Below are 13,268 nucleotides of genomic sequence, written 5' to 3' on the forward strand. Positions count from 1 at the left end.
AAGATGTCATTTGAAGTGTTTGAGAAACTGGAAGCAAAAGTACAGCAGGCGATTGATACTATCACCTTGCTGCAGATGGAAATTGAAGAGCTGAAAGAGCAGAATAACAACCTGCGTAACGACGCGCAGAATGCTGCTGGCAACCATGAAGCACTGGTGCGCGAAAATCAGCATCTGAAAGAGGAGCAGCATGTCTGGCAAGAACGCCTGCGTGCGCTGTTGGGAAAAATGGAAGAGGTATAAGCCTCAACTAATGCGAAAAACGGGTGCTAAGCACCCGTTTTCGTTTGCCGACATTATTCTATGTCGAGCGGATCTTCCGATAAAATCATTCCGGTATTGTCGGCATAGAGATGGTCGCCTGAGAAGAAGGTGACGCCACCAAAATTGACGCGCACATCGCTTTCGCCAATGCCTTCACCTGCGGCGCCTGCCGGAATAGCGGCGATAGCCTGAATGCCAATCTCCAGCTCTTCCAGCTCGTCCACCTGACGCACTGAACCGTAAACCACGATGCCTTCCCACTCGTTTTGCGTCGCCAGCCGGGCAAGTTGTGCGTCCACTAAGGCGCGGCGTACCGAACCACCGCCATCAATCAGCAACACGCGGCCCCGACCGTTTTCTTCCAACAGATCGTAAAGCAGACCGTTGTCTTCAAAACATTTCACTGTGGTTATCTGACCGCCGAATGAGGTCCGCCCACCGAAATTTGAAAAAAGCGGTTCAACAACATTCACGTCTTCGTGGTAGATGTCGCAGAGTTCAGAAGTATCGTATTTCATAAGGGTTTCGTCTGTTTGCCACAGGAGCGCTAAGTATATCGCTTTATGTCAATTGTTGGCAAAATCATCAGCTTTAAAAGACCTGTATTGCATCAAGCGCATGCAGAAAAAAGCCCAACCAAACGGGCTGGGCCTTGATACAACACATGGACAGGCGAGCGTTACAGAATAAAGCGGCTCAAATCTTCATCTGCCACCAGTTCGTCCAGATGCTTGCCGACGTACTCTGCGTCGATGGTGACGGATTCGCCGCTACGATCGCTGGCGTCATAGGAGACGTCTTCCATCAAGCGTTCCAGCACGGTATGTAAACGACGTGCACCGATGTTTTCGGTGGTTTCGTTTACCTGCCATGCCGCTTCGGCGATACGGCGAATACCGTCATCCGTGAAATGGATACTCACGCCTTCGGTATTCATCAGTGCTTTGTACTGTACCGTAACCGAGGCATTAGGTTCGGTCAGGATGCGTTCGAAATCATTAACCGTCAACGCCTGGAGTTCAACACGGATCGGTAAACGGCCTTGCAGCTCAGGAATCAAATCTGACGGGCTGGCAACCTGGAACGCACCCGACGCGATAAACAGGATATGGTCAGTTTTGACCATGCCGTGCTTGGTCGATACGGTACAGCCTTCCACAAGTGGCAGGAGATCGCGCTGTACACCTTCACGAGATACATCCGGGCCGCCCGCGTTTTGTCCGCCGCGCTTACAGATCTTGTCTATCTCATCAATGAAGACGATACCGTGCTGTTCAACTGCATCGATAGCATCCTGTTTCAGCTCTTCCGGGTTCACCAGCTTGGCGGCTTCTTCTTCAATCAGCAGCTTCAACGCTTCTTTGATTTTCAGCTTACGCGGCTTCTGTTTCTGACCGCCCAGATTCTGGAACATCGACTGCAACTGGCTGGTCATTTCTTCCATTCCCGGCGGTGCCATGATTTCAACGCCAGGGCCGGTTGCGGCTAAGTCGATCTCGATTTCTTTGTCGTCGAGTTGGCCTTCACGCAGTTTTTTACGGAAAGCCTGACGAGCAGAAGAGGGCTCGCTGGCTTGTTCGGCTTGTCCCCAGTTGTTTTTAGCCGGTGGAATCAGCACATCAAGGATGCGTTCTTCGGCCATTTCTTCTGCACGGTACTTGTTCTTTTCGATAGCCTGGCTGCGCACCATTTTGATGGCGGAGTCAGTCAGGTCACGAATAATGGAATCAACTTCTTTACCCACGTAACCCACTTCAGTGAATTTCGTGGCCTCAACCTTGATAAACGGCGCGTTGGCCAGCTTCGCCAGACGACGGGCGATTTCGGTTTTACCGACACCGGTCGGGCCGATCATCAGAATATTTTTGGGTGTCACTTCGTGACGCAGCTCTTCGTCCAGCTGCATACGGCGCCAGCGGTTACGCAGGGCAATAGCCACGGCGCGCTTGGCGCTGTCCTGGCCAATAATAAAGCGGTTCAGCTCGCTGACGATTTCGCGTGGAGTCATCTCAGACATGTTTAGATCCTTACGACTTGGACGTTAATTCTTCAAAATTAACGTTGTGGTTGGTGTAGATGCAAATATCGCCAGCGATATTCAGCGATTTCTCAACGATGTCGCGTGCGCCTAAGTCAGAGTTTTCTAACAGCGCACGCGCAGCTGCCTGGGCGAAGGGACCGCCAGAACCGATAGCAATAAGGTCGTTTTCAGGCTGAATGACGTCACCGTTACCACTGATAATCAGTGATGCCGATTCGTCCGCCACTGCCAGCAGGGCTTCCAGACGGCGCAACATTCTGTCGGTGCGCCAGTCTTTGGCCAGCTCAACGGCGGCTTTCACCAAATGGCCCTGATGCATTTCAAGTTTGCGTTCGAAGAGTTCAAACAGGGTAAAGGCATCTGCGGTGCCGCCAGCAAAGCCGGCAATCACTTTATCGTTGTAAAGACGACGCACTTTTTTGACGTTGCCTTTCATTACGGTATTACCGAGCGTAGCCTGGCCATCACCGCCAATCACTACCTGGCCGTTGCGTCGAACACTTACTATTGTTGTCACGGGCAGACCCCTTTTACTGTCGGAAAAAAGCTCCGCGCCCAAGGCGCGGAGGATCATGCAGACAGATATGGGGTAGGTTTGACGGGTTTCAACCCCCAACGGCGAGCGGAATGCAGCCGGAATGTCCTGAAGCGCGCAGACGTTTTAGCGTGCTGTCTGCACTGGCGCGGTCTTTGAAGGGCCCTACCACGACACGATTCCATCCGCCGCCGGACGTCAGACGGCTTTCAAAACCTTCAAACGCCAGCGCAGCGCGCACCGATTCCGCCTGTTCTGTTCCCTTGAAAGAGCCACACTGCACCATCCAGCGCTGCGTAGCGGCTTTTTCGGCCGGTTTCGCTTTCGCGGTTTCCTGCGTTTTAGGCTGAGCGGCAGGTTCACGCGTGACAGGAGCAGGTTGTGTCTGTTGCACGTTCTGCGTGGGCTGTTGCTGACGCTGAGTATGCTGTTCCTGCAACGGCTGCTGATGCTGCTGCTGTACCTGTTGCTGGCGTTGTTGTTGCTGTTGTTGTACCTGCTGCTGGCGTTGCTGCTGCTGTTGTTGTATCTGCTGCTGACGCTGCTGCGACTGCAGTTGCTGCTGTTGAAGTTGCTGTTGTCGCTGGAGTTGCAGCGTTTGCTGACGTTGTGCAGGCGTCTGCTCGTTCCACGGCACTTCATTCAGTTGGGTGGGTTGCTGGCGCATATCCGCCTGCATTTGTTCAAGCAGCTGGCGTTGCTCATCGGTGAGCTGTGTATGTGACTGCACTTCGCCACCGGAGGTCGGTTCACTTGGCGTCGGTACAGTGACCTGGCGGTTTTCCAGCTCTTTTATGTACTTCCAGCGCTCTTCAGGCTTTGGCGGTAAGCCATTCCCGTTGGCTTTATGATCCGTAATAACCGGCACATCTTCTTTTTTATGATGCGCCAGGAACCATAAACCACCGGCAAAGGTCACTAATACAGCAACCGCCAGTACAATCATTATTTTAGAGGTGCCTGAACCGCTTTTTGTTTTTTTGCCACGGCTGGGGCTTTTTTTGCGACGCGTCCCTGTTGAACGCCCGCGGCCTACATAATCTTTTTGTGCCACTCTCGTCCTGATACCCTTGAAAATATGATGCCACGTAGGCGAATCCGTTGTTACTGCACGCCCGGCAAGGAGCCCGCCATGTTACTTAAGGGCTGGAACTTTGACCAGCAATGATAGCCTTAAGAATCCCCTGAAAATAGCGGAACATTTTACTTATCACTCATCCTTTTTTGCCAATGTTGTGCTACCACGGACCACCAGTTCAGCATCCAGCAATGTCGAACCATTGTGAACGCCATGACCCTGTAATTCATTCAGTAACAGCCGTACGGCTTCACGACCAATTTCAAAACACGGTTGTTTCACCGTGGTGAGCGGTGGCTCGCAGTAGCGCGACAGTTCAATATCATCAAAACCCACTACCGACAGGTCTTCGGGCACGCGCAGGCCCATGCGTTTTGCCTGACTGATAGCGCCGATGGCCATGATATCGCTATGACAAAACAGAGCGCGCGGCGGTTGCGGTAAAGCCAGCAGCTGATTCATGGCGGCAACACCCGATTCAAAGGTGAAGTCGCCTCGGACGATATAAGTCGGTTCCACGCTGATCCCACTGCGGCGTAACGCCTGTACATAGCCCTGCAGGCGATACTGACAGAGCGCAACGTCTTCCGGGCCGGTCAGACAGGCAATACGTTTATGACCAAGCTGTAGCAGATGATTGACTGCTACAAACGAGGCCGTCAGGTTGTCGATATTGACTGTTGGCAATGACATTTCGGGCGCAAATTCAATTGCCATCACCATCGGCGGGAGATTGCGCTGTTCATCAGGACTCACATCGAAAGGTAACTGCGCGCCGAGCAGCACAATGCCGTCGATCTGACGAGTCAGCATCAGGTTTAAAAACGTCCATTCCTGCGGCTTTTGATGAGCACAGTCGCCGATAAGCACCAGATAGCCGGCCTTCGACGCGGCTATCTCGACGCCCCGAATAATTTCACTAAAAAAGGGATCGCAGATGTTGGGGACGATCAGCAGAATAGTTTGTGTGTCGTTGCGTCGGGCATTGCGGGTTACACTCTGAGCGGTATAACCGACGGCAGCGACGGCCTGTTCGACTTTCTGACGCGTCGCCGAAGAGACTTTTTCCGGATTCATTAGCGCACGCGACACGGTGGCGGTCGAGACGCCGGCTTTTTCTGCGACGTCTTTCATCGTGGCGGCGGCCGACGGTTGATTCTGATCCAACACATGCTCCTGATGCGTAATCGCGCATTCAACGTTCGTATCGTCTGATGTGAAAACAAGCCTGGCACTATTGTTATCGATTGGGCGGCAGGGCCGTTACTTAATTTGCATAAAAATTGTGACTTATGCGACGTATTTCGATCCCTCTCACAACCTCACCGGACTCAGCTTTCGGTCGGATCAACATCCAGCGTCCACTTTACCTTGCGCGATGCAGGTAACGTACTTATCAGCGGTAACGAACTGCTCAACAGCTGTTGCAGGCGTTTCCGGGACGGATGTTGTACCAGTAACTGCCAACGCCAGCGGCCACTTCGCTTAGGTTGCAGCGCAGGCAGCGGCCCCATGAACCACATTGACGCGTCTTTAAGCGGGCTGGATTCCAGCATATTGCGTAGCTGTTGCAGAAATTCTGCAGCCTGATGATTATCTAAATCTTCTGCACGGAACAGGGCATGATGCGTCCACGGTGGTAAAAATACCGACTGACGTTCCAGCAGGGTTTGTTGTGCGAAAGCGAAGTAACCCTTGTGAAGCAGGGTTTGCAGAAGCGGGTGCTCAGGATGGTGAGTTTGCAGCAAGACCTCGCCCTGCTTACCGGCTCGCCCTGCGCGGCCGGCAACCTGAGTATAGAGCTGAGCGAAGCGTTCCGCGGCCCGGAAGTCAGCGGAAAACAGTGCACCATCCACGTCCAGCAGCGACACCAGGGTGACATCAGGAAAATGATGCCCTTTTGCCAGCATCTGCGTCCCCACGAGAATACGCGCGCCACCGCGATGCACATCGGCCAGGTGCTGTTCGAGCGCACCTTTACGGCTGGTGGTATCACGATCGATACGCGAAACCGGCACGCCGGGGAATAATGTTCCCAATTGTTGCTCAAGCTGTTCTGTCCCGACGCCCACGGGGAGTAAATGGGTGGAACCACATTGTGGGCACTGATTGGGCAACGGCCGCTGGCTGTCGCAATGGTGGCAGCGCAGTTGGCGATGATGCTGATGCAGGGTGTAATAGCGATCGCAGCGTTGGCACTCAGCAATCCAGCCGCAATCGTGGCAGAGCAGCGCTGGTGAAAAACCACGGCGGTTAAGAAACAGCAAGACCTGGTTATCTGCTTTCAGGTGTTGACGCATTTTAGCGATCAAGGCAGGCGCGAGGCCGCCGACCAGTTGTGCGCCTTTCAAATCGATAAGCTGCTGCAGAGCGGGTTTGGCATTACCGGCGCGTTTCATCAGGTCAAGCTGACGGTATTTCCCGTTACGAACGTTATGCAGCGTTTCCAGCGCCGGTGTGGCGGAACCCATGATAATAGGAATATTTTCTTCATGGGCGCGGAACACGGCCAGATCGCGTGCCTGATAGCGCCAGCCTTCCTGCTGTTTGTAAGAGCTGTCGTGCTCTTCATCAATAATGATCACGCCCGGACGTGCCATCGGTGTAAACAGGGCTGAACGTGTGCCAATGATGATGGCATTTTCGCCCCTGCGCGCCCGCAACCATACAGAAAGGCGCTCGCTGTCATTCAGGGCGGAATGCAGCACATCCACCGGGGCATCAAAACGCTCGCGGAAACGGGCAATCGTTTGTGGCGTCAACCCGATCTCCGGCACCAGCACCAACGCCTGCTTGCCTCTGGCCAGCACGTTTTCCAGTACGCTGAGATACACTTCGGTCTTACCTGAACCGGTAATCCCTGCCAGCAGCCAGGCAGCATAATGTTCATCTTCACTCCGCATCGCGCCGACCGCTGTCGCCTGATCGGTGTTCAGCCGAAGACGTTCACCTTTAACGGCAAAGCTGCTGCGCCAGTCATGCATCTGTGGCTGATGCTCATGCAGTTCACACAATCCTTTGGCGCGCAGTGCCTGCATGGCAGCATCGGTAAGGTCATGCTCACTCACTTCGTGGCGATAAAGCGGCTGCTGTCTGAGCGTTGCAAGCCCTTGCTGTTGTTTAGGCGCCCGCTTAAGGCTTTCCGGCGCGGTAGCGCGGCCCTGTTCGGTAATTTCCCAGCGCCATAAAGGATTATCCTGAGCGGGTTTACCTTGCCTCAGCAGCACCGGTATGGCATGGCTCAGTACCTCGCCGAGAGGCGAATGATAGTAGTTCGCGGCCCAGTGAAGAATCCGCCACAGTGAGGGCGGAAATAGCGATTCGCTGTCCAGTACGGCAATGACCTGCTTGAGCTGTGCTGCCGGCAGGTCGCTTTTGTCAGGTAACGCGACCACAATGCCGGTCATTTTTCGGTTGCCAAAAGGCACGATCACCCGACCACCGATGACTGGCTGCACGCCGTCAGGAGGCAGATAGTCAAACAGGCGAGGAAGGGGAACGGGCAGGGCAACCTGAACAACGGGCATAGCAATCTCTTTCCGGTTCATCTAGCAGGGCGGTTAGTGTACACGCTGGCACGCGCGGGGTGTATCTCAGGTGACATTTGCAGCATCAAACATTAGCCTGTATAATATGCCGCCTTCGGTAAGAAAGACCTTGCCGGAGTACACCATTAATGTTCAATCGCGTGTGGTGCTGCGCAGGTTCAAATCCTGGCGCGGAGAGCGACACGGCCTTATATGAGGTTTCCCATGAAACAAGGTATTCACCCAAAATACGAAGCAGTTACCATCAACTGTACTTGCGGCAACGTGATTCACACTCGCTCTACGCTGACTCACGAACTGAACCTGGACGTTTGTGGTAAGTGCCACCCGTTCTACACCGGTAAGCAGCGTGAAGTTGCCACTGGTGGCCGCGTTGACCGCTTCAACAAGCGTTTCAGCGTGCCAGGCACCAAAAAATAAGAAACGGCATTCGAACATCTGTTCGGCGGCAAGAAAAACCCAGCTCAGGCTGGGTTTTTTTATGTCTGAAAATCAGTATTCCCAGGTATCCGGGTCGATGCCCATGTCGCGCATGATTTTTTTCGCAGCTTCCGGTATTTCATCGTTACGTTCTTTACGAAGATCGACATCATTGGGTAACGGTTGCCCGGTAAAAGCATGCAAGAAGGCTTCGCACAGGAGTTCACTGTTCGTTGCGTGACGCAGGTTATTGACCTGACGACGTGTGCGTTCGTCAGTCAGAATTTTCAGCACGCTTAACGGAATTGACACCGTAATTTTTTTAACCTGTTCGCTCTTTTTGCCGTGCTCAGCGTACGGGCTGATATATTCGCCGTTCCATTCAGCCATGGGATACCTTAATCAATAAATGTTAAAAGTTACGAAATCAGCCGATTATGCCTGATTTTCTTCTACCTGACCCCTTCTCTGGCGGGTTTCTTCGTTCAACTTCTGCGACAAATGTGGTTGAACGCCAGGTATGGGCGCATAATTTTAGCGGTTATTGCGACGATGCTCAATCTATACGCAAAGACATTTGGATGTCCAGATGTATTGACGTCTAAAAGCAAGGTGATATCCTGTCGTCAGATTATTTCACACTTCAGGAACAGTTAGCCCTATGACGCGTAAACAGGCAACCATCGCAGTGCGCAGCGGTTTGAATGACGACGAGCAATACGGCTGCGTTGTCCCGCCCATCCACCTTTCCAGCACCTATAACTTTCATGACTTCAATGAACCCCGTGCCCATGATTATTCCCGGCGCGGTAACCCAACGCGCGATGTGGTGCAACGCGCGCTGGCAGAACTGGAAGGCGGAGCGGGGGCGGTACTCACCAATACCGGCATGTCGGCCATTCATCTGGTCACCACGGTGTTCCTGAAGCCAGGCGATCTGCTGGTTGCGCCACACGATTGCTATGGTGGCAGCTATCGTCTGTTCGACAGTCTGAGCAAACGCGGTGCCTACCGGGTGAAATTTGTCGATCAAGGCGATAAAGCCGCACTGCAGGCGGCGCTGGACGAGAAACCTAAACTGGTGCTGATTGAAAGTCCCAGCAATCCTTTGTTGCGCGTCGTTGATATTGCCTCGATTTGCGAAGCCGCGCAGGCTGCGGGTGCCGTCAGCGTCGTGGATAACACCTTTATGAGTCCGGCCCTGCAAAATCCGCTGGCACTGGGTGCCGATCTGGTGATTCACTCCTGCACTAAATACTTAAATGGTCATTCCGATGTGGTGGCCGGTGCCGTGATTGCCAAAGATCCGCAGGTGGCGACCGATTTAGCCTGGTGGGCAAATAACATTGGCGTCACCGGTTCCGCCTTTGACAGCTATCTGCTGTTGCGCGGAATGCGCACCCTGGGGCCGCGTATGGCAGCCGCGCAGCGTAATGCGTTAGCCATTGTTGACTATCTCAAGCAACAGCCACTGGTGAAAAAGTTGTATCATCCGTCACTGCCGGAAAACGCGGGCCATGAATTCGCTGCGCGTCAGCAGCGCGGATTCGGTGCCATGCTCAGCTTTGAGCTGAAGGGTGATGAAGCCCGGTTGCGCCGTTTTCTTAAAGCACTTGAGCTGTTTACGCTGGCGGAATCGCTGGGTGGCGTTGAGAGCTTAATTTCACATACTGCGACCATGACGCATGCAGGCATGTCTGCAGAGGCCCGTGCCGCAGCAGGTATCTCTGAAACCTTGCTCCGTATTTCAGTAGGTATTGAAGACCACGACGATTTAATTGCCGATTTGGATAATGCATTCCGGATCGCAGCCGAGGATTGATCATGACGATTTCAGCAGGCGCAGGAACGCCAAACAACAGACAGCTCCACAAGTTTGGTGGCAGCAGCCTTGCAGATGCACGCTGCTATCAGCGTGTTGCCAGCATCATGGCGGATTACAGCCAGCCTGGCGATATGATGGTGGTATCGGCCGCAGGGTCGACGACCAATCAGCTGATTAGCTGGCTGAAACTGAGCCAAAGTGACCGCCTGTCCGCACATCAGGTGCAGCAGACATTACGTCGCTATCAGAGTGAGCTAATCAGTGCACTGTTGCCTGCTGAAATAGCCGAGCCGTTAATTACCGCCTTTATTCGCGATCTCGAAAAACTGGCCGCGCTACTGGATGGTGACATCACAGAAGCGGTGTATGCGGAAGTGGTTGGACATGGTGAAATCTGGTCGGCACGTTTAATGTCAGCGGTGCTGAACCAGCAGGATCTCCATGCCTGCTGGCTGGACGCGCGCGATTTTCTGCGAGCGGAACGTGCCGCGCAGCCTCAGGTGGACGAAGGTAAATCCTGGCCATTGTTACAAACGCTGCTGGCCCAGCATCCGCATAAACGCATTGTGGTGACCGGTTTTATCAGCGGCAACGATGCCGGTGAAACGGTCCTGCTGGGGCGCAACGGGTCTGACTATTCAGCCACTCAAATTGGTGCGCTGGCGGGCGTGGGACGCGTCACTATCTGGAGTGATGTGGCGGGCGTTTACAGCGCCGATCCACGCAAAGTCTCTGATGCCTGTCTGCTGCCGCTGCTGCGTCTGGATGAGGCCAGTGAGCTGGCGCGCCTTGCCGCGCCAGTGCTGCACACCCGCACCTTACAACCGGTTTCGGGCAGTGATATTGATTTGCAACTGCGCTGTAGCTATCAGCCTGAGCAAGGCTCAACCCGCATCGAGCGCGTCCTTGCGTCCGGCACGGGTGCCCGCATTGTCACCAGTCACGACGATGTGTGCCTGGTTGAGATCCAGCTTCCCGGGCAGCACGATTTTGCTCTCTTCAAAAAAGAGATCGATCAACTCCTGACGCGCGCGCAGATGCGACCGCTGGCGATGGGCATCCATCCTGACCGTCAATTGCTGCAACTTTGCTACACCTCTGAAGTGGTAAACAGTGCCTTTGCCCTGTTGCAGGATGCAGGCTTGCCCGGACATTTGCAGTTACGCGAGGGTTTAGCGTTGGTCGCCCTGGTCGGAGCTGGCGTTACCCGCAATCCGTTGCACACGCACCGTTTCTGGCAGCAGTTGAAAGATCAGCCAGTGGAATTCATCAGCCAGTCGCCGGAGCACATCAGCGTGGTTGCGGTGCTGCGCGTTGGCCCCACTCAGCATCTCATTCAGGGGCTGCACAGCTCGCTGTTTCGTGCGGAAAAACGCATTGGCCTGATGCTGTTCGGCAAGGGCAATATCGGTTCACGCTGGCTGGAGTTGTTTGCCCGTGAGCAGGAAACGTTGTCGGCACGCACCGGTTTTGAGTTTGTGCTGGCAGGTGTCGTGGACAGTCAACGCAGCCTGCTGAGCTATGACGGTCTGGATGCCAGCCGTGCACTGGCCTTCTTTGACGATGAAGCCGAAGCGCGCGATGAAGAATCGCTGTTTCTGTGGATGCGGGCCCATCCGTATGATGACCTGGTGGTGCTGGATGTGACGGCCAGTCAGCCGCTGGCACTGCAGTACCTGGATTTTGCCAGCCATGGGTTTCATGTGATCAGCGCGAATAAGGTGGCGGGCGCATCGGATACGCAAACCTGGCGTGAGATTCGGGATGCCTTTGAAAAAACCGGTCGTCACTGGTTGTATAACGCCACCGTGGGAGCCGGGCTGCCGATAAACCATACGGTGCGCGATTTACGTGAAAGCGGCGATACCATTCTGTCGATTAGCGGCATTTTCTCCGGCACCCTGTCCTGGCTGTTTTTACAGTTTGATGGCACGGTACCGTTCACCGAGCTGGTGGATCAGGCGTGGCAGCAGGGATTAACAGAGCCGGACCCGCGCGTCGATCTGTCGGGTCAGGACGTGATGCGTAAACTGGTTATTCTGGCCCGTGAGGCCGGGTATAACATCGAGCCGGATCAGGTGCGCGTCGAATCGCTGGTCCCACAGAATTGCGAAGGTGAATCAGTCGATCACTTTTTCGAGAATGCGGATGAGCTGAACGAACAGATGCTGCAACGGTTTGAAGCCGCGCAGGAAATGGGGCTGGTTCTGCGTTACGTGGCGCGGTTTGATGCCAACGGCAAAGCACGCGTGGGCGTCGAAGCGGTGCGCCTGGAGCATCCGCTGGCTGCATTACTGCCCTGCGATAATGTGTTTGCCATCGACAGCCGCTGGTACCGCGATAACCCGTTGGTGATTCGCGGGCCTGGTGCGGGCCGTGATGTCACTGCCGGCGCTATCCAGTCTGATATTAATCGCCTCGCACACCTGCTCTGACCCCACTTTTCTTCAGGCGCTTCGGCGCCTGTCCTGCAATGAATCCTCCTACATGAAGCCTTTTCACGTTGCGTGAAGATTTGTCACCTGCAGTGATGATTTATATGTTGACGCTAATGCGGGAATCGTTCATTTTGAATGTCTGGACGTCTAAACGTATAGATGTGTTCGGGTGAATAGTTAACCGATGTGGTCGGAGGTAGCAGGATGAGTTTCTTTCATGCCAATCAGCGCGAGGCACTCAATCAGAGCCTGGCAGAGCTAAATGGTCGGATTAATGTCTCTTTTGAATTTTTTCCGCCACGTACCAGCGAAATGGAAGAAACGCTGTGGAACTCCATCCATCGCCTGAGCAGCCTGAAACCCAAATTTGTCTCCGTGACCTATGGTGCGAACTCGGGTGAGCGCGACCGCACGCACAGCATTATCAAAGGCATTAAAGATCGTACCGGCCTGGAAGCGGCACCGCATCTGACCTGTGTTGATGCCAGCCGGGATGAGCTACGTGGTATTGCTCAGGATTACTGGAACAACGGCATTCGCCATATTGTTGCGCTGCGTGGTGATCTGCCTCCGGGCAGCGGCAAGCCGGACATGTATGGCTCCGATCTGGTGTCTCTGCTCAAAGACGTGGGGGAGTTTGATATATCCGTTGCAGCCTACCCGGAAGTCCATCCGGAAGCGAAGAGTGCACAGGCCGACCTGATCAACCTGAAACGCAAAATCGATGCTGGCGCTAACCGTGCCATCACCCAGTTCTTTTTTGATGTTGAAAGCTACCTGCGTTTCCGTGACCGCTGCGTTTCCACCGGTATTGATGTCGAGATTGTGCCGGGCATTCTGCCCGTCTCTAACTTCAAACAATTGCAGCGCTTCGCCACCATGACTAACGTGCGTGTGCCGGGCTGGATGAATGCAATGTTTGCAGGGCTGGATGACGATCCTGAAACGCGCAAAATGGTGGGGGCGAATATCGCCATGGACATGGTGAAAATTCTGTCACGCGAAGGCGTAAAAGATTTCCATTTCTATACTCTGAACCGGGCAGAAATGAGCTATGCCATATGTCATACGTTAGGTGTACGTCCTACACTGGCGGCCTGATAGTGGCAGACGCATACA

At 54.1% G+C, this 13,268-nt stretch carries 12 protein-coding genes; 5 read left to right on the forward strand and 7 right to left on the reverse strand.

Annotation, left to right across the window (positions count from 1 at the left end; translation table 11 throughout):
• The first annotated feature begins 3 nt into the window (after positions 1 to 3).
• Positions 4 to 243: a cell division protein ZapB gene (gene zapB, locus QNH99_RS00930; RefSeq protein WP_063877679.1), complete on the forward strand. Its 240-nt coding sequence runs from the start codon at positions 4 to 6 to the stop codon at positions 241 to 243.
• Positions 244 to 296: 53 nt separating this feature from the next.
• Here zapB and rraA read toward each other — a convergent pair whose 3' ends face one another.
• From rraA to priA, 6 genes are all read right to left on the reverse strand, one after another.
• Positions 297 to 782 (reverse strand): ribonuclease E activity regulator RraA, encoded by a 486-nt coding sequence (rraA, locus tag QNH99_RS00935; RefSeq protein WP_063877678.1) that lies wholly within the window; start codon positions 780 to 782, stop codon positions 297 to 299.
• Positions 783 to 943: 161 nt separating this feature from the next.
• Positions 944 to 2,281 carry an HslU--HslV peptidase ATPase subunit gene (gene hslU / locus QNH99_RS00940; RefSeq protein WP_063877677.1) on the reverse strand — a complete coding sequence of 446 codons (1,338 nt, stop codon included), beginning with the start codon at positions 2,279 to 2,281 and terminating at the stop codon, positions 944 to 946.
• A gap of 10 nt (positions 2,282 to 2,291) precedes the next feature.
• Positions 2,292 to 2,822 (reverse strand): ATP-dependent protease subunit HslV, encoded by a 531-nt coding sequence (hslV, locus tag QNH99_RS00945; RefSeq protein WP_063877676.1) that lies wholly within the window; start codon positions 2,820 to 2,822, stop codon positions 2,292 to 2,294.
• An 88-nt stretch (positions 2,823 to 2,910) separates the two neighbouring features.
• A complete protein-coding gene (ftsN, locus tag QNH99_RS00950; RefSeq protein WP_172896832.1) occupies positions 2,911 to 3,894 on the reverse strand; it encodes a cell division protein FtsN in 984 nt (327 codons plus the stop codon).
• A 156-nt stretch (positions 3,895 to 4,050) separates the two neighbouring features.
• On the reverse strand, positions 4,051 to 5,085 hold the full coding sequence (cytR, locus tag QNH99_RS00955; protein ID WP_063877674.1) for a DNA-binding transcriptional regulator CytR: 1,035 nt from the start codon (positions 5,083 to 5,085) through the stop codon (positions 4,051 to 4,053).
• Between the two features lie 164 nt (positions 5,086 to 5,249).
• Entirely contained in the window at positions 5,250 to 7,445 is a 2,196-nt protein-coding gene (gene priA, locus QNH99_RS00960) for a primosomal protein N' (RefSeq protein WP_063877673.1), read from the reverse strand.
• Between the two features lie 225 nt (positions 7,446 to 7,670).
• On the opposite strand from priA, the gene rpmE reads away from it, so the two are divergent.
• The gene (rpmE, locus tag QNH99_RS00965; RefSeq protein ID WP_006121308.1) at positions 7,671 to 7,886 is read left to right on the forward strand and encodes a 50S ribosomal protein L31; all 216 of its coding nucleotides are present in this window, start codon (positions 7,671 to 7,673) and stop codon (positions 7,884 to 7,886) included.
• Positions 7,887 to 7,958: 72 nt separating this feature from the next.
• Here the strand turns inward: rpmE and metJ are convergent, their stop codons facing one another.
• Positions 7,959 to 8,276, reverse strand: coding sequence for a met regulon transcriptional regulator MetJ (metJ, locus tag QNH99_RS00970; protein ID WP_013027687.1), 318 nt, complete (start codon positions 8,274 to 8,276; stop codon positions 7,959 to 7,961).
• Positions 8,277 to 8,547: 271 nt separating this feature from the next.
• On the opposite strand from metJ, the gene metB reads away from it, so the two are divergent.
• From metB to metF, 3 genes are all read left to right on the forward strand, one after another.
• Positions 8,548 to 9,708: a cystathionine gamma-synthase gene (gene metB, locus QNH99_RS00975; RefSeq protein WP_063877671.1), complete on the forward strand. Its 1,161-nt coding sequence runs from the start codon at positions 8,548 to 8,550 to the stop codon at positions 9,706 to 9,708.
• Positions 9,709 to 9,710: 2 nt separating this feature from the next.
• Positions 9,711 to 12,146, forward strand: a complete 2,436-nt coding sequence (locus QNH99_RS00980) for a bifunctional aspartate kinase/homoserine dehydrogenase II (RefSeq protein WP_063877670.1) — start codon at positions 9,711 to 9,713, stop codon at positions 12,144 to 12,146.
• A gap of 207 nt (positions 12,147 to 12,353) precedes the next feature.
• On the forward strand, positions 12,354 to 13,250 hold the full coding sequence (gene metF, locus QNH99_RS00985; protein WP_063877669.1) for a methylenetetrahydrofolate reductase: 897 nt from the start codon (positions 12,354 to 12,356) through the stop codon (positions 13,248 to 13,250).
• The last annotated feature ends 18 nt before the right edge of the window (positions 13,251 to 13,268 follow it).

This window comes from Pantoea allii (assembly GCF_046529425.1).
Lineage (GTDB): Bacteria > Pseudomonadota > Gammaproteobacteria > Enterobacterales > Enterobacteriaceae > Pantoea > Pantoea allii.